Source organism: Streptococcus sp. NSJ-72 (assembly GCF_014334035.1).
In the GTDB taxonomy this organism is placed as follows: Bacteria; Bacillota; Bacilli; order Lactobacillales; family Streptococcaceae; genus Streptococcus; species Streptococcus constellatus.
In genome coordinates, this window is record NZ_CP060489.1 from 1807893 (window position 1) to 1827839 (window position 19947).

15 protein-coding genes, 11 tRNA genes, 3 rRNA genes and 2 pseudogenes are annotated in these 19947 nt (G+C 41.8%); 1 reads left to right on the top strand and 30 read right to left on the bottom strand.

The features are described from left to right. Positions 1-24: 24 nt before the first annotated feature. Entirely contained in the window at positions 25-921 is an 897-nt protein-coding gene (gene htpX / locus H8787_RS08785; protein WP_003068114.1) for a zinc metalloprotease HtpX, read from the bottom strand. 1 nt (position 922) lies between these two features. After that, a complete protein-coding gene (locus tag H8787_RS08790; RefSeq protein WP_039677367.1) occupies positions 923-1483 on the bottom strand; it encodes a LemA family protein in 561 nt (186 codons plus the stop codon). Positions 1484-1630: 147 nt separating this feature from the next. On the opposite strand from H8787_RS08790, the gene rsmG reads away from it, so the two are divergent. Then, on the top strand, positions 1631-2344 hold the full coding sequence (rsmG, locus tag H8787_RS08795) for a 16S rRNA (guanine(527)-N(7))-methyltransferase RsmG (RefSeq protein WP_006270458.1): 714 nt from the start codon (positions 1631-1633) through the stop codon (positions 2342-2344). A gap of 51 nt (positions 2345-2395) precedes the next feature. On the opposite strand, the gene H8787_RS08800 is transcribed toward rsmG, so the two are convergent. The 28 genes and pseudogenes from H8787_RS08800 to H8787_RS08935 all read right to left on the bottom strand — a co-directional run bounded on the left by H8787_RS08800 (position 2396) and on the right by H8787_RS08935 (position 19924). Next, on the bottom strand, positions 2396-3220 hold the full coding sequence (locus H8787_RS08800; protein WP_187327889.1) for a glycosyltransferase family 8 protein: 825 nt from the start codon (positions 3218-3220) through the stop codon (positions 2396-2398). 15 nt (positions 3221-3235) lie between these two features. Next, positions 3236-3988, bottom strand: a complete 753-nt coding sequence (locus H8787_RS08805) for an SDR family oxidoreductase (protein WP_003068106.1) — start codon at positions 3986-3988, stop codon at positions 3236-3238. 32 nt (positions 3989-4020) lie between these two features. Further along, positions 4021-4857, bottom strand: a complete 837-nt coding sequence (locus H8787_RS08810; RefSeq protein ID WP_003071815.1) for an energy-coupling factor transporter transmembrane component T family protein — start codon at positions 4855-4857, stop codon at positions 4021-4023. Next, a complete protein-coding gene (locus H8787_RS08815; RefSeq protein ID WP_003068102.1) occupies positions 4850-6529 on the bottom strand; it encodes an ABC transporter ATP-binding protein in 1680 nt (559 codons plus the stop codon). Before H8787_RS08815 ends, H8787_RS08810 begins: the two co-directional genes overlap by 8 nt. An 11-nt stretch (positions 6530-6540) precedes the next feature. Next, positions 6541-7302 (bottom strand): annotated as a pseudogene (locus H8787_RS08820) (nucleoside phosphorylase). A gap of 607 nt (positions 7303-7909) precedes the next feature. Next, positions 7910-8390 (bottom strand): annotated as a pseudogene (locus H8787_RS08825) (DUF6773 family protein). Between the two features lie 13 nt (positions 8391-8403). Continuing rightward, the gene (locus tag H8787_RS08830) at positions 8404-8889 is read right to left on the bottom strand and encodes a DUF6773 family protein (protein ID WP_187327890.1); all 486 of its coding nucleotides are present in this window, start codon (positions 8887-8889) and stop codon (positions 8404-8406) included. Beyond that, positions 8886-9089, bottom strand: a complete 204-nt coding sequence (locus tag H8787_RS08835; RefSeq protein WP_187327891.1) for a helix-turn-helix transcriptional regulator — start codon at positions 9087-9089, stop codon at positions 8886-8888. Before H8787_RS08835 ends, H8787_RS08830 begins: the two co-directional genes overlap by 4 nt. Beyond that, a complete protein-coding gene (locus H8787_RS08840) occupies positions 9073-9279 on the bottom strand; it encodes a hypothetical protein (RefSeq protein ID WP_022525734.1) in 207 nt (68 codons plus the stop codon). The genes H8787_RS08835 and H8787_RS08840 overlap by 17 nt, the downstream gene beginning before the upstream one ends. A 145-nt stretch (positions 9280-9424) precedes the next feature. Continuing rightward, entirely contained in the window at positions 9425-9970 is a 546-nt protein-coding gene (locus H8787_RS08845; protein ID WP_006270195.1) for an ECF-type riboflavin transporter substrate-binding protein, read from the bottom strand. 14 nt (positions 9971-9984) lie between these two features. Beyond that, a complete protein-coding gene (locus tag H8787_RS08850) occupies positions 9985-10833 on the bottom strand; it encodes an S-adenosyl-l-methionine hydroxide adenosyltransferase family protein (RefSeq protein ID WP_070669051.1) in 849 nt (282 codons plus the stop codon). A 444-nt stretch (positions 10834-11277) separates the two neighbouring features. Continuing rightward, positions 11278-11351, bottom strand: a tRNA-Pro gene (locus H8787_RS08855). Positions 11352-11390: 39 nt separating this feature from the next. After that, positions 11391-11464 (bottom strand) — tRNA-Arg (locus H8787_RS08860). Between the two features lie 59 nt (positions 11465-11523). Continuing rightward, positions 11524-11597 (bottom strand) — tRNA-Arg (locus H8787_RS08865). A gap of 9 nt (positions 11598-11606) precedes the next feature. After that, positions 11607-11692 (bottom strand) — tRNA-Leu (locus H8787_RS08870). 7 nt (positions 11693-11699) lie between these two features. Beyond that, positions 11700-11771, bottom strand: a tRNA-Gly gene (locus H8787_RS08875). A gap of 15 nt (positions 11772-11786) precedes the next feature. Continuing rightward, positions 11787-11859: transfer RNA gene (locus H8787_RS08880), tRNA-Thr, on the bottom strand. A 10-nt stretch (positions 11860-11869) separates the two neighbouring features. Beyond that, a tRNA-Leu gene (locus tag H8787_RS08885) sits at positions 11870-11951 on the bottom strand. Positions 11952-11960: 9 nt separating this feature from the next. Next, positions 11961-12033 (bottom strand) — tRNA-Lys (locus H8787_RS08890). Between the two features lie 27 nt (positions 12034-12060). Next, positions 12061-12133, bottom strand: a tRNA-Asp gene (locus tag H8787_RS08895). A 17-nt stretch (positions 12134-12150) separates the two neighbouring features. After that, a tRNA-Val gene (locus H8787_RS08900) sits at positions 12151-12223 on the bottom strand. A gap of 105 nt (positions 12224-12328) precedes the next feature. Next, positions 12329-12444: ribosomal RNA gene (gene rrf, locus H8787_RS08905) — 5S ribosomal RNA — on the bottom strand. A gap of 251 nt (positions 12445-12695) precedes the next feature. Further along, positions 12696-15598, bottom strand: a 23S ribosomal RNA gene (locus tag H8787_RS08910). 190 nt (positions 15599-15788) lie between these two features. Beyond that, positions 15789-15861: transfer RNA gene (locus H8787_RS08915), tRNA-Ala, on the bottom strand. A 56-nt stretch (positions 15862-15917) separates the two neighbouring features. Further along, positions 15918-17473, bottom strand: a 16S ribosomal RNA gene (locus H8787_RS08920). Together the 16S, 23S and 5S rRNA genes with 11 tRNA genes alongside form the textbook arrangement of a ribosomal RNA operon. A gap of 200 nt (positions 17474-17673) precedes the next feature. Continuing rightward, positions 17674-18156, bottom strand: coding sequence for a sigma-70 family RNA polymerase sigma factor (locus H8787_RS08925; RefSeq protein ID WP_187327892.1), 483 nt, complete (start codon positions 18154-18156; stop codon positions 17674-17676). Positions 18157-18587: 431 nt separating this feature from the next. Continuing rightward, complete coding sequence (rplQ, locus tag H8787_RS08930; RefSeq protein WP_187327893.1) at positions 18588-18974, bottom strand: 50S ribosomal protein L17; 387 nt, start codon at positions 18972-18974, stop codon at positions 18588-18590. An 11-nt stretch (positions 18975-18985) separates the two neighbouring features. Then, on the bottom strand, positions 18986-19924 hold the full coding sequence (locus tag H8787_RS08935; RefSeq protein WP_003071316.1) for a DNA-directed RNA polymerase subunit alpha: 939 nt from the start codon (positions 19922-19924) through the stop codon (positions 18986-18988). Positions 19925-19947: the final 23 nt, after the last annotated feature.

Genomic DNA, 19947 nt, shown 5'->3' on the forward strand with positions numbered 1-19947 from the left:
TCATAGGAATCTATCTCAATCTTTTTACATTTTTCTTAAACGATCAACCCGTTCAGAAATCGGTGGGTGGGTGTAAAATAATTTTTGCAAGCCACCTTCTTTTTTCGGATCATTAATATAGAGAGCTGCACTAGCATCATCAACTTTATGGTGCATAGGATCGCTATTTTCTAATTTCAAGAGAGCATTAATCATCCCTTGTGGATTGCGAGTTAATTCTACACTTGAAGCATCCGCTAAAAATTCACGCTGACGAGAAATGGCTAATTGAACCAACGTTGCTGCTAAAGGAGCTAATATAATCGCAACGAGCGATAAAATCAACATTAGAACGCCCAAACCATTATCATTATCTCGGCTATCACGTCTGCGACCACTCCCACCAAACCACATCATACGCCCTGCCAAGCTCGATAACATCGTTACCGCACTAGCAAGCGCTACTGCAATCGTTGAAATTCGAATATCATAATTCCGAATGTGACTCACTTCGTGTCCAATAACAGCCTCCAATTCTTCACGATTCATCATATTCAACAGACCTGTTGTCGCTGCTACTGCCGCATTTTCAGGTTTTGAGCCTGTTGCAAAAGCATTGGGTGATGAGTCCTCAACAATATACACTCGTGGCATAGGAACTTGGGCTACCATCGCCATATCTTCTACCACATGATAAAGATCAGGAGCCTCAGCTTCCGTGACTTGTCGAGCACCATTCATGGACATGACAACCTCAGTAGACTGAAAAATCATGCTAAAAGCATAAATCCCTCCAATGATAAAGGCAATCAACACTCCGCCAAGAATCGAATCGAACCACAAATAGCCAACTGCAGCACCAATAATCGCTAAGAGAGCAAAAAATGCAATCAAGAGAACCCACGTTCGTCTTTTATTACTAGCAATTTGATCAAAGAGCATATTAGTCACCTAAACCGCTAAAATCAACTTTTGGTACGGATTTTTCTTCCTCTGGAACAGCCAAGAAATCTGCTGGCTTAAAACTGAACATTCCAGCAATAATATTACTTGGAAATGTTTCTATCTTCACATTATAACTGCTTGTTACGCTATTATAAAGTTGACGAGAATACGAAATTTTATTTTCAGTATTAGTTAATTCTTCTTGCAATTTTACAAAATTTGTACTTGCTTGCAATTCTGGGTAATTTTCTGCAACAGCAAAAATTCCTGAAATCTGACGCGTCAAGGCATCACTTGCTTTCATAGCTTCTGCTGGAGTTGTTGCAGCAGCTACCTGCCGACGCAGTTCTGTTACTTTTTCAAACGTTGATGCTTCATATTTGGCATACCCTTTGACCGTTTCAATCAAGTTTGGTAGCAAGTCATTTCGACGTTTCAATTGAACATCAATCTGACTCCATGCTTCTTTGGTTTGCATACGACTTTTGACAAGACCATTGTAACTAGCAATTACAAACAGCACTAGTACCACTACAATAGCTAAAATAATTATCCACATAGTCATTCTCCTTTTAATTTATTATAGATATTATACCAGAAAAATGAAAATAATAAACATTTTGACTTCTTCAAAAGAGAAATTTTAAAGATTCTCTTCTGATTATTTGGTATAATAGAGGCAAGAAGATACAAGTAAGGACAAATGATGACACCCGAAGAATTTTATCAACTTTTAAAACAGCAACAGATTGAACTCACGGACCGACAACAGATGCAGTTTGAACGCTATTTTGAACTGCTCGTTGAATGGAATAAAAAAATCAATCTGACAGCTATCACTGAAAAAAAAGAAGTGTATCTCAAGCATTTCTATGACTCCATTGCACCAATTTTGCAGGGACGGATTAAAAACCAAAATATCAAACTATTGGATATTGGAGCTGGGGCAGGTTTTCCTAGCCTCCCTATGAAAATCCTCTATCCAGCGTTAGATGTGACGGTTATTGATTCTCTAAACAAGCGCATTCTATTTTTAAATCATTTGGCTGACGAATTAGATTTGGAAAAAGTTCATTTCTATCATGGTCGGGCAGAAGATTTTGCTCAAGATAAAGACTTCCGCGCCCAATTTGATATTGTAACTGCGCGCGCCGTCGCCCGTATGCAAATCTTAGCCGAACTGACCATTCCTTTTCTTAAAGTTGGTGGACGTCTTTTAGCACTCAAAGCTACTAATGCCCCTGAGGAATTAACGGAGGCTAACGATGCTCTCAAACTTCTATTTAGCAAAGTCAAAGAAAATAGTAGCTATCAACTTCCAAATGGCGACCCACGCTATATCACTATTGTTGATAAGAAAAAAGAAACTCCCAATAAATACCCTCGCAAAGCAGGAATTCCTAATAAACGGCCCTTATAAAACGAAACACCAAGCAGTTTAAAGCTGCTTGGTTTCTTTATTATCTCCAATTTAGTCCACTTTTCTACAACAATGCTGGACATGCTTATAAAGTGCGGTATAGCGACCATGGTAGTCTTTCCGCCAAGGCTTATCTCGGCCACAAAAGTGAAGAAAGACAGTATGTTTTATGACCCAGTCTAAATCCCACTCTCCCTTACTTCTAGCGTAATAAAGAACATTATAGCGTACATCGTAATTATATAATTCATCTGGAATCTGGAGTGTCAAATGCCCGTACAAAGCATTTAGTACATCTTGGTCTGGTAAAAAAAGTTTAAAACGATTTTGAGCAATATAATCTAAAATAGCGTCACGCTTCACTTTTTGTCGAATTGCTGTCAAATTCATGAGTAAAACTCCTGAATTATAGTAACTTTCTGCCTCAAAATTTTGTAAGCGTAGCTTATTGACTAAATCTGTCATGTTAGTATCTGAACCATGACTAGCTGCAACATATAAAGAAGCGCCTAACTCTATTTCATAAAGTGGACAAATATCATTCAAACATAAAGTATCGGCGTCCAAATATAGAATTTTGTCTAAATCCTTAGGGAGATATTCATGAGCCAACAAACGATAGTAAATTGTCTCTGGATACCGATCAGCGATTGGGGCATCTTCAAAAGCTCTTTCACCAATCACAACTGGATCATAAACGATTCCTAATGCCTCACAAAAGCTCTTAATCTCTGCATGCTTTTTTAACAATTGTTTCTGCAAGACAAACACATGCAGCAAAGCTGACGGTGTATTCTGATACACTGAATACAAGGTCGTTTTAAACGGCTCTATATAGTGATCATCAATTGAGAATAAAAGATTTATTTCCATCATTTATTCCCCATCTATCTATTCTTCTCGAAAAACGGGTTGTGGACCAAATGTTTGTGAAACAGGCATGAGCTCAATTCGGTTAATATTGACATGAGGAGGCTGCCCAACAATCCAAGCAACAGTATCGGCAATATCTACCGGCTGAATAGCATGAGCTCCTTCATACAATTTTTCAGATCGTTGCTTATCTCCCTTAAACCGAACAGTTGAAAATTCTGTGCCTTCACAAAGACCGGGTTCAATATTGGTCACACGAATATGATGTCCAGCCAAATCAGCACGTAAATTCAGAGAAAACTGTTTTACGAATGCTTTACTAGCTCCATACACATTAGCTCCCGGATAAGGGACTGTCCCAGCAGTTGAACCAAGGTTGATAATAAGCCCACTATCCCGCTCTACCATTTGTGGTATAATCTGGCGTGTTAGATAAACCAAACCAACAACATTAGTCTGAATCATTGTCAGCCAATCTTGCATATCTGCTTCATAAGCCTTATCTAAACCCAATGCCAAACCTGCATTGTTGACCAAAATATCAATCTTTTGCCAAGCCTCTGGCAAATTTTCTAAAGCCTGATCTACACTTTTCACATCCGATACATCCATTTGAAGTGGATAAAAGTTTGCAAAGCCCAATTCCTGCTGAAGTTGTGCTAATTTTTCTGATCTTCTTGCTGCACCAATCACTTGATGGCCTTCTGCCACCAAACGGCGACAAATAGCTTGTCCAAAACCAGCCGAAGCTCCTGTTACCAATGCAATCATTTTCTTCCTCCTATATGTATTTTCATTCTCATTTATAACCAAGGATTGTAAAATCGACCGTGATTCACGACAAAGAGTAATAGACTGAATAATAAAAATAAACCAGCCAGTACAATTACTTCAATATCCAACCTCTGAAAAGCCTGATAAGTGTACCATGTCCGTTTTTTATTTTTGCCAAAACGCCGCAATTCCATAGCTGTTGCAATCGTATCAATCCGTTCCAGCGAACTAAAAATCAAGGGAACAATAATTTGCAAATTGCCTTTGATTCGCTGACTGAACTTTGCTTTTTTTGACAATTCTAATCCACGCGCTTCTTGGGACATTCTAATCAAGTAAAACTCCTCTTGCAAATCCGGAATATATCGCAGCGTTAAGCTGACTGAATAAGCTATTTTATAGGGTATTCCGATTTGATTCATGCTAGAGGCAAACTGACTTGGGTGAGTTGTCATCAGAAAAATAACCGCCAAAGGAATAGTGCAGAGATATTTCAAAAATAAATTAAATAGATAAAATATTTCCTGAGCAGTTACAGTGTAACTACCTAGTCCACTTAGCCAAACTGTCTGTTCTCCATAAATCTCTACTCCATACTGAGGTGCAAACAGGTAGACCATGATGAGATTCAAAGCAGCAAAAAGACCAGCAAAGATCAAAATAAATGATACATCCTTAAAATGAATATGAGACACTTTGAATAAAAAGAGCGATCCAACCGCAATTACCAATAATAAACGTGTATCATAGCTAATCATTGCTGCAGTTGATACTAAAATGAAAAACAACAATTTACTAGCACCCGATAAGCGATGAAGAAAGGTCGTACCCGCATGGTAACCGATTAGTTTTTGTTGATTAAGCATGACTTTTTTCCCTTTCTCGCATGTAAAATTCAGTCAAAGCTAGCGGATCTACTTCTAGTTTTTCAGCCAAAGAAAAAATTGATGTTTCTTTCAGATTTGCCGCCTGAATCAACTTCTTATCTGTCAGAACTTCTGCAGGGGCTTTATCTGCTAAGATATGTCCATCCAGCATAACAATCGCACGTTCAGAATAATCCAGCATTAATTGCATATCGTGTGTAATCATCACAATAGTGTGGCCTTTTTGATTCAACTCGTCCAAAAAATTCATGATTTCTGTATAATTATGTTGGTCTTGCCCAGCTGTTGGCTCATCTAAAAGAATAATCTCTGGATTTAACACTAAAATGGAAGCAATGGTCACACGCTTTTTTTGGCCAAAGGACAAAGCAGAAATAGGCCAATGTCGAAATTCATATAGACCACAAGTTTTTAGTACAGTTAAGACTCGCTTTTTTATTTCTTCTTCTGCAACGCCACGCAGCTTCAATCCCAAGGCAACTTCATCAAAAATCATGGTTGTTGAAATCATCTGATTTGGATTTTGTAACACATAACCAATTCGTTCGGCACGCTCCTTGATAGAGTCATTTTTGATGTTTTGCCCCTGCCAAGTATAGCTTCCTTCCGTTTCAATGAATTGACAAAGCGCTTTTGCTAACGTGGATTTTCCTGCACCATTTTTTCCAACGATCGCAATCTTTTCCCCTCTAGAGATTGCTAGATGAATATCCTTTAAAACTTTTTTCTCCCCATAAGCAAATTGAACGTTTTTCAATTCTAGCAAGTAATCTTGCACCTGTGGTTTTTGAATAGGAACCAACTCTCCCAAAAACTGAATAGAAGATACGTCTATCTGATCTAAAGTTGCCAACTGTGTAGCATCTTTCACATGAAAGCCAAGCTGGCGCAGCGTTGTAAGATAAAGAGGTTCACGAATACCATTGGCAGCTAGTAAATCCGTATGCAACAAATCATCTGGACTACCATTAAACAAAATTCGGCCATCATTGATGAGCACAATTCGATCAATCGCTCGATAAAGCACATCTTCCAAACGATGTTCAATGATAATCGTCGTCGTTCCTGCTTCCGCATGAATTTGGTCAATCAGCTCAATTGTATCCTGCCCTGATTTAGGATCTAGGTTTGCCAAAGGCTCATCGAACAATAAAATCGGACTTTCATCAATCAACACCCCGGCTAAACTGACCCGCTGTTTCTGCCCACCAGACAAATCTTGAGGACGCTGATGTAAGAGCGACAGTAGCTCCAATTTCTCAGCCCACAAATGTACCCTATCTCTCATCGTTGGCAAATCCACCATGTCGTTTTCCAAAGCAAATGCTAAATCTTCTGCAACGCTCAACCCGATAAACTGACCGTCTGTATCCTGCAAAACTGTACTCACGAGATTTGACAGTTCATAGACGCTCCTATCAAAGACAGACTTTCCTTGAATCAATAAACTTCCTGTCATTTCTCCATGATAAATATTGGGGATAATTCCATTCAAGCACTGGCCAAGCGTCGATTTACCACAACCAGAAGGCCCCACAATCAGGACTTTTTCCCCCTCATAAATTGTCAAATCAACATTTTTTAATGTTGGTTCTGTCTGTACTTGATACTGAAAACTAAAATTTTCAAATTGAATAATTGGTTTTTCCATCACATTCTTCTTTATAAAGCAAGAGCAATTTGTATTGCCAAGTTAGCTACTTTGTCTTTTTCATCTAAATCTGCATGATTCGACAGATTACGCATATCCCAATTTTCCTCGGACAAATGATCCGCCGCATAAAAGAAGTGGCAGATGGGAATATTACGAAAAGCGGCTAAGGCTGCAACTGCTGAACATTCCATATCTACACAAATGGCTCCTGCTTCTTTACGCTTATACAATTTTTCTGCGGTCTCTCGATAAATGCCATCCGTTGTCCAAACTTTACCAACGGAGTGAGAAATCCCATTCTCATCTAAAAAGGAAATCAGAAAATCTTGCAAGCCCACATTCACCTCTATCTCATCAGAAGCTGGCAGATAATGATAGCTGGTTCCTTCATCACGAATAGCCATCTAAGGTACAATGATAGATGTTTCCTTAATAGCTTCATCTAAAACACCACATGTTCCAAATAAGACCAATTTTTTCATCCCGAAGGCAATCAAATCTTCCAGAATAGCGACACAAGCTGATGCACCAACCGGTGCATTAAATAGAGCAATCGGTGTACCTTTTACAATAATCCTGTAAATTGGAATCTCAATATTTGCCATGGAAGTGGTGGCCACCTGTTCATGTCGGAAACTCATTAGCATCCGCTCAAAAGTAGCACGAGCAAAACAAGATACCACCAACTCTGGGAAATCGGGCAGTGTCTCAATCAAATCTTCTGGATTGATAATCGCTCTGCGATTATTATCAAATTCCTCTAAAATCATCCACTGCTCCTCCCATATATACTCATTCTATTGTAGCACAAAAGAAAATAAGATGAAAATCAATTTTGAAGTTCCTTAAAACTCTCCCTAAGTGTAAAAGAATCTAACCAAACAAAAAGAGTTCAGCTTCTTGCCGACCCTACTTGGTTAATGAGAAAATGTGACAATGATTAAAATGGTCGACCTTGTCGACGAAGTAAACTGAAACTCGTTGAGATTGGCGTCTCAGTCGACAAAACAAACCAAAACTTGTTAAGATTAGCGACCTAGTCGACAAAGCAAATCAAAACTCGTTAAGACTGCCGACTAGAGCGACAGGACGAACAAGAACTTCTTTCTTCTGGCCGAGCCTCGGATGATATGAACCAAAAGCAGTTTTCTCCATCCGAGCCTCGGACAACATGAACCGAAACTAGTTTGCTCCATCTGAGCCTCGGACGATATGAACCAAAAGCAGTTTTCTTCATCCGAGCCTAGGACAACATGAACCGAAACTAGTTTGCTCTGGCCGAGGGGCGGACGGATTACCCAAAAAGTAGTTCACTTTTGTCAAAAAAAGGCTAGGTAGCCCAACCTCCTTAACATATAAAGACAGCCTGATCTTCTCTCATTCAGAATCGTCCATTTCCTTATCAATCTTGTGTTTACGAGATTGATTGTATGTATTTACAAACCAATTAAATATTCCTGGCGCAACCAAATATGTGATAAAACTGCCAAATAGAAACAGAATGAAATCATTTGTCGGACGAGTTTTATCATGCAATACACCAAAATGATAGTGATAATAACCACTCAAAACTGTCAAACAGAATGCTTGGAATAAAGTCATGAGTATTCCTAGCTTCTTCTTTTCAACAATTTTTTCTTTCCTCATCACAAAGAAGTAAATTCCGCCGCTAATCAGAATAGCTAGCAATTCATCCACATAAGATTTTATTGAAAAGTTAAACAGGAAAAACTTGATAATAATTCCAATACCTAAAATAACAAGTAAAACTCGAAACGCATAGGGCTTCAGCCATATATGCCCCTTGCCGAATACGCTCGTCCTTTTCGCCATCAAAATAATTCTTTATTTTGTTCATGAGAAACCTCCTCTCAGGCTTCATCTTCTAATTCCGATAAATATTTCTCAAATCGCCCTTTCTGAAATTTTCCAACAACTTCTAATAGCAGATTAAACACCAGAATGATAGGGAGATACAGCAAAAATGTAATTGGGATAGCCAATAAAAACTTGGCATGCAACGGATTGTTTTGATACATAGCATGATTAACTTGGAAATTTTGAACTAGGATCATGACAGTCACAAAAGCTGTCATGGCAATCACACCCCAAATAGTAAAGGTAAAACTATTAAAATAATTTGCACCTAACCGCCGACAACGCTCCAAAAAGTAAAGAAATGCAATCATACTCGAAAACAAGAATAACTGCGCATAGATTTCCCCTGAATGGACAAAGACACTTCCAATATAAAAGATAAAATTACTAATCATCAGCAAACTAAATGCTTCCGTCCCAGCCTTATTGATTAATTGCTCTTCTCGCTCATCCAAAATCTGACGTTTAATGAATTTCATGATTCCTCCTCCCAAAATAATTGATCCAATGTTTTGTCCAATCGTTTGCAAATTGCAATACAAAGACTCAAGCTAGGATTGTATTTCCCTGATTCGATCAAACCAATCGTTTGCCGTGTCACACCAATCGCATCGGCCAAATCTCCCTGTGTCATGTCATGCTCTACCCGCGCCATTTTCAATTTAAGATTTTTTGCCATTCTCTTTGTCCTCTCGGTCAGCATCACTTTTTTTCTTTGCCGCGTACAAGGTGAAACCCAAAGTTATATTACTAAAACCCAGAACTATGAACGTCCGATTTTTCTGACTCAATCCTACTAATAAAAAAGTTACTCCTAGCAACAGCCATATCATGTAAGCTGCTCCTACTGGTTTTTTATCATTTTTCATAAATTTTAACTCTTTCTTTACTACTATTATACATTATATTTTGTAAAATGCAATATATAAATAACATTTTGTACATTTTTTATGGCCTTAGAAAAAATTTAAAATAAAAAAGCTCAGATTATTCTTTCTGAGCCCTCAAATATAACTAATCCTTTTTCAAACTTCCCGATTTGGTTTGTGTACGAGCATAGGCCAGTAAAAGCACTGTTCCTGCAACAGCAACAGTTAAGCCATTAGAAATCGTTGCAACAACACCTTGTACCAAAACCTTATTGACAGGCTCATTGTAAATCAAAATATCCCCTAATGGGGCAATAACAACCCATACTATTGCATTAGCTAATACTTGAATCACATTAAAAGATATAATATCTTTTACCTCAAAAATCCCTTGCGTAGCACGAATCCGTTTTCGAAATAGCCCAACAATCAAACCAAACAAACCACTGGCAATGACCCATGACCACCAAGGATTCCCATATTGCAATGAATCCTTTAGTGCATGACCGACAAAGCCCGTCAAAAATCCAACGACAGGTCCGAAAATTACACTAAACAAGGCTTGCAAAGCATACTGCAATTGAATACTAGTATTTGGAACAGGTGTTGGAATACTAATCATTCCAATAACAACAAAGAGAGCTGCTCCAATCCCCGTTGCGACAACACTTCTTATTGAATTATTTTTCATAACAACCTCCTTTATTATTTTTCAATCCGTTTGATTTCAATACTCCATTGCGCTCCGACTCCTACATTATAGGCCTTTGCAAAAGAACCTTGATTGATAGCCAGACCAACACGATAAAGAGAATTGATATACAAAATTGGCTGACCAATCCGGACATCCGCAAAAGATTTCCCATAAGTCACCTGATTCTGATAGACCAGCATATCATTATTGTAAATCGTGACCTCAAACCGATCACCAAATTCAGGACTTAGAGTATAAAATTCCTCACGCCTAATAGAAGTCCACAGTGACCCAAAACGAACATCTAAAATATCAATAGCCCCACTAACAAAATCATTCCCAATTGTTGTTTCCACAACAGGAATTTCCACGATATCCTCAGTATCTAGTTCAGGTCCTACCTCCTCAAAAGTAATATGTCCACTAGCTAGTTTTGCCCCTGTATAAGCATAAACATCCCGACCATGAAACGTATAAGAATGCTCCGTATTTTTTCGTCGGTTTTCCACCTCCGAAATCTCACGAATCGCAACAATTCCCACATGTTTCTTGATAAAAGAAAGTGTCCCATTATTTGGCGTGACAATATACTGATTTTGTACAGTTTTGGCAACCACACTTTTGCGCTTAGAGCCAACACCCGGATCCACAACTGATACAAAAGTTGTTCCCTCCGGCCAATAATTCACCGTTTGAAACAAACGATAACTTCCCTCAAAAATATTGTAAGGCGTAATATCATGGGTCAAATGATGTATTTTTAAAGTTGGAGATTCTTCTAACGCCACACCGACCATCGCCGATACAGCCCCATCTACCAAACCGAAATCTGATTGTAGTACAAGTAAATTATTATACATCTTCTCTCCTTCATCACACTTCTATCATAACACAAATTAAATTTCTTATCCATATCTATTTTTTTATCACATTAATAAATACTATCTATAGTTATTCGCCCATCTTAGCAAATGACTAAATATAAAATAACTATTTTTACAAGAAATGCCATTCCAATTCAAAGTTGATACAAATATCAAATATTAGAAGATAACATTACCAGCAAAACATAATAATTTCTAACCTAATATTTATAAAATTTCACACCTCTCCAGAATGTAACATATGATTCAAGAAGTTGATAATAAATAAGCCAGTAGCATTTACATATAAAATAGAAAAGCAAAATACTTCTCCCGCTTTCAATACTACAATTTATATTAAGTCGAAAAAAGGAGAGAATAAACTTATTCTCTCCAGATGTTAAAAACTAACATTTATTTAAGCTAATATCGAATAAAATATCGGGAAGACAGGATTCGAACCTGCGACACCTTGGTCCCAAACCAAGTACTCTACCAAGCTGAGCTACTTCCCGTATAGGTAGAAAAACCGAAGCCCTCAAACTTCTTCCCTATGCACCCTAGAGGAGTCGAACCTCTAACCGCCTGATTCGTAGTCAGGTACTCTATCCAGTTGAGCTAAGGGTGCTCTAACTATTGAATATATATTCATTATACCAAAAATATTAAAAAAGTCAAACCTTTTTATGCACCCTAGAGGAGTCGAACCTCTAACCGCCTGATTCGTAGTCAGGTACTCTATCCAGTTGAGCTAAGGGTGCTCTTTCCTATGCCGAGGACCGGAATCGAACCGGTACGATTGCTTCCAATCGCAGGATTTTAAGTCCTGTGCGTCTGCCAGTTCCGCCACCCCGGCTCCCTCAAGCGAACGACGGGGTTCGAACCCGCGACCCCCACCTTGGCAAGGTGATGTTCTACCACTGAACTACGTTCGCATCCTTTTCTTCTTATGCCGGCTACATGACTTGAACACGCGACCCTCTGATTACAAATCAGATGCTCTACCAACTGAGCTAAGCCGGCTTATCTTCTATGCGGGTGAAGGGACTTGAACCCCCACGCCGTTAAGCGCCAGATCCTAAATCTGGTGCGTCTGCCAATTCCGCCACACCCGCCTGTGACTATGACCCGTACTGGGCTCGAACCAGTGACCCTTTGATTAAAAGTCAAATGCTCTACCAACTGAGCTAACGAGTCTCTCTAATGTATCTCTATACACTAAAACGGTCCCGACGGGAATCGAACCCGCGATCTTCGCCGTGACAGGGCGACGTGATAACCGCTACACTACGGGACCTATTCTTTCTAGAATGATGGGAGTTAACGGGATCGAACCGCTGACCCTCTGCTTGTAAGGCAGATGCTCTCCCAGCTGAGCTAAACTCCCTTGGAATGGAGTTTAGCTCAGCCAACGGTGAGAAACTTCGTTTCTCTTATCCACCGATTGAAATGTCGATTCCCTCTCCATTTCAACTAAGCTAAACTCCCCTTTGCTAAGCGACTACCTTATCTCACAGGGGGCAACCCCCAACTACTTCCGGCGTTCTAGGGCTTAACTGCTGTGTTCGGCATGGGTACAGGTGTATCTCCTAGGCTATCGTCACTTAACTATATGAATGGACTCGGTCAAAAGTTTCGCTTCCTCTATCTCCCAAGCCAAAACATCCACTGGATATTTCGTCCACTCAAAATTGAATAACGCTCTCAAATCGTTTCAAGCATAAACTAAACATTCTGTGCTCTCAATAAAATTGTACTCGGGCTAAATCCTTGGAAAAAAGATAAATGGTCTGGTGATCATTGAACACTACTCCCATTTCCTATTTCTCAAGGGGATTTTTCACCCTTAGTAACTAATCTAGGATAAGTCCTCGAGCTATTAGTATTAGTCCGCTCCATTGCTCACACAACTTCCACTCCTAACCTATCTACCTGATCTTCTCTCAGGGCTCTTACTGATATAAAATCATGGGAAATCTCATCTTGAGGTGGGTTTCACACTTAGATGCTTTCAGCGTTTATCCCTTCCCTACATAGCTACCCAGCGATGCTCTTGGCAGAACAACTGGTACACCAGCGGTAAGTCCACTCTGGTCCTCTCGTACTAGGAGCAGATCCTCTCAAATTTCCTTCGCCCGCGACGGATAGGGACCGAACTGTCTCACGACGTTCTGAACCCAGCTCGCGTGCCGCTTTAATGGGCGAACAGCCCAACCCTTGGGACCGACTACAGCCCCAGGATGCGACGAGCCGACATCGAGGTGCCAAACCTCCCCGTCGATGTGAACTCTTGGGGGAGATAAGCCTGTTATCCCCAGGGTAGCTTTTATCCGTTGAGCGATGGCCCTTCCATACGGTACCACCGGATCACTAAGCCCGACTTTCGTCCCTGCTCGAGTTGTAGCTCTCGCAGTCAAGCTCCCTTCTACCTTTACACTCTACGATTGATTTCCAACCAATCTGAGGGAACCTTTGGGCGCCTCCGTTACTCTTTAGGAGGCGACCGCCCCAGTCAAACTGCCCGTCAGACACTGTCTCCGTAGATGATCAACCTACCGGGTTAGAGTGGCCATAACACAAGGGTAGTATCCCAACATCGCCTCCATCGAAACTGGCGTCCCGATCTCATTGGCTCCTACCTATCCTGTACATGTGGTACAGACACTCAATATCAAACTGCAGTAAAGCTCCATGGGGTCTTTCCGTCCTGTCGCGGGTAACCTGCATCTTCACAGGTACTAAAATTTCACCGAGTCTCTCGTTGAGACAGTGCCCAAATCATTACGCCTTTCGTGCGGGTCGGAACTTACCCGACAAGGAATTTCGCTACCTTAGGACCGTTATAGTTACGGCCGCCGTTTACTGGGGCTTCAATTCATACCTTCGCGTTACCGCTAAGCACTCCTCTTAACCTTCCAGCACCGGGCAGGCGTCACCCCCTATACATCATCTTACGATTTAGCAGAGAGCTGTGTTTTTGATAAACAGTTGCTTGGGCCTATTCACTGCGGCTCAGTTAAACTGAGCACCCCTTCTCCCGAAGTTACGGGGTCATTTTGCCGAGTTCCTTAACGAGAGTTCTCTCGCTCACCTGAGGCTACTCGCCTCGACTACCTGTGTCGGTTTGCGGTACGGGTAGAATATAGATTAATGCTAGAAGCTTTTCTTGGCAGGGTGACATCACTCACTTCGCTACTAAACTTCGCTCCCCATCACAGCTCAACGTTACAGATATAAGCATTTGACTCATACCACGCCTCACTGCTTAGACGTGCTCTTCCATTCGCACGCTTGAGTTAGCCTTCTGCGTCCCTCCTTCACTCTATACTCTAGTACAGGAATCTCTACCTGTTGGCCATCGGATACACCTTTCGGTCTCTCCTTAGGTCCCGACTAACCCAGGGCGGACGAGCCTTCCCCTGGAAACCTTAGTCTTACGGTGGATGGGATTCTCACCCATCTTGCGCTACTCATACCGGCATTCTCACTTCTATGCGTTCCAGTGCTCCTCACGGTACACCTTCGCCACACATAGAACGCTCTCCTACCATACCTATAAAGGTATCCACAGCTTCGGTAAATTGTTTTAGCCCCGGTACATTTTCGGCGCAGGGTCACTCGACTAGTGAGCTATTACGCACTCTTTGAATGAATAGCTGCTTCTAAGCTAACATCCTAGTTGTCTGTGCAACCCCACATCCTTTTCCACTTAACAATTATTTGGGGACCTTAGCTGGTGGTCTGGGCTGTTTCCCTTTCGACTACGGATCTTAGCACTCGCAGTCTGACTGCCGACCATAATTCTTTGGCATTCGGAGTTTATCTGAGATTGGTAATCCGGGATGGACCCCTCACCCAAACAGTGCTCTACCTCCAAGAATCTTCATGTCGACGCTAGCCCTAAAGCTATTTCGGAGAGAACCAGCTATCTCCAAGTTCGTTTGGAATTTCTCCGCTACCCACAAGTCATCCAAGCACTTTTCAACGTGCCCTGGTTCGGTCCTCCAGTGCGTTTTACCGCACCTTCAACCTGCTCATGGGTAGGTCACATGGTTTCGGGTCTACATCATAATACTAAGTCGCCCTTTTCAGACTCGGTTTCCCTACGGCTCCGTCTCTTCAACTTAACCTCGCATCATAACGTAACTCGCCGGTTCATTCTACAAAAGGCACGCTCTCACCCATTAACGGGCTCGAACTTGTTGTAGGCACACGGTTTCAGGTTCTCTTTCACTCCCCTCCCGGGGTGCTTTTCACCTTTCCCTCACGGTACTGGTTCACTATCGGTCACTAGGGAGTATTTAGGGTTGGGAGATGGTCCTCCCAGATTCCGACGAGATTCCACGTGTCTCGCCGTACTCAGGATCCTGCTAGGTATAAAGACTATTTTAAATACGAGGCTCTTACTCTCTCTGGCAACCTTTCCCAAGGTCTTCTTCTATAATCTTTACGTCCACTTCGCAGTCCTACAACCCCGAAGAGTAAACTCTTCGGTTTGCCCTCCTGCCCTTTCGCTCGCCGCTACTTAGGCAATCGCTTTTGCTTTCTCTTCCTGCAGCTACTTAGATGTTTCAGTTCACTGCGTCTTCCTCCTCATATCCTTAACAGATATGGGTAACAGGTAGTACCTGTTGGGTTCCCCCATTCGGACATCCCTGGATCTACGCTTACTTACAGCTCCCCAAGGCATTTCGTCGTTTGTCACGTCCTTCTTCGGCTCCTAGTGCCAAGGCATCCACCGTGCGCCCTTACTAACTTAACCTTATTTTGACCTTTCAGTCATAAACTCATTAATATTCACAGCGTTTCGGTTTATTTTCTTGTTACTATTTGATATCGTTATTCAATTTTCAATGGGCTAATTAGGTTCGTGTTCAACTTCTTTACCCGTTGAACACCTATCCTATCTTATCTAGTTGAACAAGAATCTCATTTCTTTGCATCCTAGATAATGGAGCCTAGCGGGATCGAACCGCTGACCTCCTGCGTGCAAAGCAGGCGCTCTCCCAGCTGAGCTAAGGCCCCACAAGACCTCTCAAAACTAAACAAAACGAACTCAATGGCTTCCGATTTTTCCTTAGAAAGGAGGTGATCCAGCCGCACCTTCCGATACGGCTACCTTGTTACGACTTCACCCCAATCATCTATCCCACCTTAGGCGGCTGGCTCCTTACGGTTACCTCACCGACTTCGGGTGTTACAAACTCTCGTGGTGTGACGGGCGGTGTGTACAAGGCCCGGGAACGTATTCACCGCGGCGTGCTGATCCGCGATTACTAGCGATTCCGACTTCATGTAGGCGAGTTGCAGCCTACAATCCGAACTGAGACTGGCTTTCAGAGATTAGCTTGCCGTCACCGGCTTGCGACTCGTTGTACCAGCCATTGTAGCACGTGTGTAGCCCAGGTCATAAGGGGCATGATGATTTGACGTCATCCCCACCTTCCTCCGGTTTATTACCGGCAGTCTCGCTAGAGTGCCCAACTGAATGATGGCAACTAACAATAAGGGTTGCGCTCGTTGCGGGACTTAACCCAACATCTCACGACACGAGCTGACGACAACCATGCACCACCTGTCACCGATGTACCGAAGTAAAGCTCTATCTCTAGAGCGGGCATCGGGATGTCAAGACCTGGTAAGGTTCTTCGCGTTGCTTCGAATTAAACCACATGCTCCACCGCTTGTGCGGGCCCCCGTCAATTCCTTTGAGTTTCAACCTTGCGGTCGTACTCCCCAGGCGGAGTGCTTAATGCGTTAGCTGCGGCACTAAGTCCCGGAAAGGACCTAACACCTAGCACTCATCGTTTACGGCGTGGACTACCAGGGTATCTAATCCTGTTCGCTCCCCACGCTTTCGAGCCTCAGCGTCAGTTACAGACCAGAGAGCCGCTTTCGCCACCGGTGTTCCTCCATATATCTACGCATTTCACCGCTACACATGGAATTCCACTCTCCCCTTCTGCACTCAAGTTAAACAGTTTCCAAAGCCTACAATGGTTGAGCCACTGCCTTTCACTTCAGACTTATCTAACCGCCTGCGCTCGCTTTACGCCCAATAAATCCGGACAACGCTCGGGACCTACGTATTACCGCGGCTGCTGGCACGTAGTTAGCCGTCCCTTTCTGGTTAAGTACCGTCACTGTGTGAACTTTCCACTCTCACACACGTTCTTCCTTAACAACAGAGCTTTACGATCCGAAAACCTTCTTCACTCACGCGGCGTTGCTCGGTCAGGGTTCCCCCCATTGCCGAAGATTCCCTACTGCTGCCTCCCGTAGGAGTCTGGGCCGTGTCTCAGTCCCAGTGTGGCCGATCACCCTCTCAGGTCGGCTATGTATCGTGGCCTTGGTGAGCCGTTACCTCACCAACTAGCTAATACAACGCAGGTCCATCTGGTAGTGATGCTCTTGCATCTTTTAACATCTTACCATGCAGTAAAATGTCTTATGCGGTATTAGCTATCGTTTCCAATAGTTATCCCCCGCTACCAGGCAGGTTACCTACGCGTTACTCACCCGTTCGCGACTCACTGATGAAATTGTAGCAAGCTACGGCTTCATCGGTGCGTTCCACTTGCATGTATTAGGCACGCCGCCAGCGTTCGTCCTGAGCCAGGATCAAACTCTCATATAAAGTTTGAGCTCTCACTCATTTCTGTCACTGACAGATTTATTTTTCTTTTGTTTGACGGACTGTCTCTCAACAGTCGCCTGCACATTGGTTCGTCTTGTTCAGTTTTCAAAGGTCTTTATCGCCCTCAAGCGACAACTATCTTAGTATATCACCTCCTCCTCTTCTTGTCAATACTTTTTTTCATCTTTTTTTATTTTCCTCTAGCTTTTTCTTTCATCGTAATCTTGTAAGTAGGTCCGTAACTCCCGAAGCATCGCTTGGCGTCCTTGAAACCGTTCATCTGCTAGTAAGCGCTCATACTGTTCTTGTTTCTCTGGACTTAGCTGTTTTTGATAGCTCTTTAGTTGGTCTCGGAGAATCACCAATTCATCCAAATAGAGTTCTTTCAGGCTGAGCTTGTGACCTATCTCGCTCACTTCCTCATAGACTTGACGGTCTAGTTTGCGCTTTTGGCTTTCTTGTTTACGCAGGATGTCCTTGATGTGATTACGGAACTTGGTCTTATAGTAAACATAGAGACGACTTTCTGACTCTACCAGTTGCGGAAAGCGACTCACCAACTCATATAAGACCAGCATCCCTTCTTGGTCCCAATCACTTAACTCCCACAGGTGGACATAATATTCCCGGCGACACTTCAGTACGATCCCTCTCACTTTGTCATACAACTCCTTGAAGTCCATTTCATAACCCTCCTTTTTTCTTTAGTATAACAAGGAGAGGAACATTTGACTTCCTTCTTTTCTCTTCCGACTTCTATTTGTGCCTTTCTGACAACCTTAGCCCAAGCAATTACACTTCTGGGATAAATTGTGAACGTTGAGAGAGAAGAGGTTATCTCTATATCGAAAAATTGTATTCATTCTCTCCATTTAAATTTATACAGTCCTCTATACGAATTTGTTTCTGCCGAAGAATCCTCACAGAGATTACGAAATTTAAATAACGCCTGCTTACGAAATTGCTTTTATAGGAAAAGCAATTTCGTAAACAAGCGTCTACGGTGATTATCATAAGATGAGTGTTCCCGCTAGGAAAATCCTAGCGGTAGACCAGAGCTAGACTAAGAGTAACTTGACTCCATCATCATAACACTCAACAAAATTGATAAAAATTATACTAATTCAATGATAGCCATTGGCGCTGCATCACCACGACGTGGTTCAGTTTTAAGGATACGAGTATATCCTCCTTTACGTTTTGAATAACGAGGTGCTAAATCAGAGAATAGTTTTTGAAGGGCAGTAGTTGAAGTATATTTTGCTGTTTCTTCATCATAGTTTTCTGATGCAATTTCATTACGTACATAAGCTGCTGCTTGACGGCGGGCATGCAAGTCTCCTCGTTTACCCAAGGTAATCATTTTTTCTACTGTTTTACGGATTTCTTTTGCACGAGCTTCTGTCGTCACGATTGATTCATTGATAATCAAGTCAGTGGTTAAATCGCGAAGCATTGCTTTACGTTGTGAGCTAGTGCGTCCTAGTTTACGGTAAGCCATGTTTTCCTCCTTTATTTATCGTTTTTTAATCCAAGACCGAGATCAGAAAGTTTTACTTTTACCTCTTCAAGACTCTTCCGTCCTAGATTTCTTACTTTCATCATTTCAGGTTCAGTTTTTTCTGTCAAATCAAATACAGTATTGATACCAGCTCGTTTCAAGCAGTTGTATGAACGAACTGATAAATCCAATTCCTCAATTGTACGATCTAACACACGATCATCTGAAACTTTTTCTGTTTCTTTCATTACATCGGTAGATTTTGCCACTTCAGTTAAATTAGTGAATAAATCCAAATGTTGCGTTAAAATACGCGCAGAAAGTCCCAAGGCATCTTCTGGAATAATCGTTCCGTCTGTCATGATTTCAAGAGTTAATTTATCAAAACCATCATTGCTACCAACGCGAGCTGGTTCAACTTGGTAATTAACCTTTTTCACCGGCGTATAGATTGAATCTACCGCAAGCGTTCCTACTGGTGCATCATCTTTTTTATTTTCATCAGCCGGCACATAACCACGACCTGCATTTACAGTCATAATAGCTTTTAAGCTAGCGCCTTCACCGATTGTAAAAAGATAATGATCAGGATTTACAATTTCAATATCACTATCTGTCAAAATATCACCGGCAGTAATTTCTGCAGGACCTTCAACATCCAGTTCAATCGTCTTTTCGTCTTCGACGTAAGATTTTACAGCAATCCCTTTGACGTTCAGAATGATTTGCATCACATCTTCACGGACACCTGGAACTGTATCGAATTCGTGCAATACACCTTCAATATTGATAGATGTTACAGCAGCACCTGGTAGAGATGCAAGAAGTACACGACGAAGTGAGTTCCCAAGCGTTGTACCATAACCACGTTCTAGTGGTTCTACTACAAATATGCCGTAGTCTTTATTTTCATCAATTTTTGTTATATTTGGTTTTTCAAACTCAATCATTTAGTTACTCCCTCTTAAACGAA

Excerpts from the sequence above, each read along its gene's own strand:
- htpX (WP_003068114.1), bottom strand. The coding sequence starts at position 921 with ATGCTCTTTGATCAAATTGCTAGTAATAAAAGACGAACGTGGGTTCTC.
- H8787_RS08790 (WP_039677367.1), bottom strand. The coding sequence starts at position 1,483 with ATGTGGATAATTATTTTAGCTATTGTAGTGGTACTAGTGCTGTTTGTA.
- rsmG (WP_006270458.1), top strand. The coding sequence starts at position 1,631 with ATGACACCCGAAGAATTTTATCAACTTTTAAAACAGCAACAGATTGAA.
- H8787_RS08800 (WP_187327889.1), bottom strand. The coding sequence starts at position 3,220 with ATGATGGAAATAAATCTTTTATTCTCAATTGATGATCACTATATAGAG.
- H8787_RS08805 (WP_003068106.1), bottom strand. The coding sequence starts at position 3,988 with ATGATTGCATTGGTAACAGGAGCTTCGGCTGGTTTTGGACAAGCTATT.
- H8787_RS08810 (WP_003071815.1), bottom strand. The coding sequence starts at position 4,857 with ATGCTTAATCAACAAAAACTAATCGGTTACCATGCGGGTACGACCTTT.
- H8787_RS08815 (WP_003068102.1), bottom strand. The coding sequence starts at position 6,529 with ATGGAAAAACCAATTATTCAATTTGAAAATTTTAGTTTTCAGTATCAA.
- H8787_RS08830 (WP_187327890.1), bottom strand. The coding sequence starts at position 8,889 with ATGAAATTCATTAAACGTCAGATTTTGGATGAGCGAGAAGAGCAATTA.
- H8787_RS08835 (WP_187327891.1), bottom strand. The coding sequence starts at position 9,089 with ATGGCAAAAAATCTTAAATTGAAAATGGCGCGGGTAGAGCATGACATG.
- H8787_RS08840 (WP_022525734.1), bottom strand. The coding sequence starts at position 9,279 with ATGAAAAATGATAAAAAACCAGTAGGAGCAGCTTACATGATATGGCTG.
- H8787_RS08845 (WP_006270195.1), bottom strand. The coding sequence starts at position 9,970 with ATGAAAAATAATTCAATAAGAAGTGTTGTCGCAACGGGGATTGGAGCA.
- H8787_RS08850 (WP_070669051.1), bottom strand. The coding sequence starts at position 10,833 with ATGTATAATAATTTACTTGTACTACAATCAGATTTCGGTTTGGTAGAT.
- H8787_RS08925 (WP_187327892.1), bottom strand. The coding sequence starts at position 18,156 with ATGGACTTCAAGGAGTTGTATGACAAAGTGAGAGGGATCGTACTGAAG.
- rplQ (WP_187327893.1), bottom strand. The coding sequence starts at position 18,974 with ATGGCTTACCGTAAACTAGGACGCACTAGCTCACAACGTAAAGCAATG.
- H8787_RS08935 (WP_003071316.1), bottom strand. The coding sequence starts at position 19,924 with ATGATTGAGTTTGAAAAACCAAATATAACAAAAATTGATGAAAATAAA.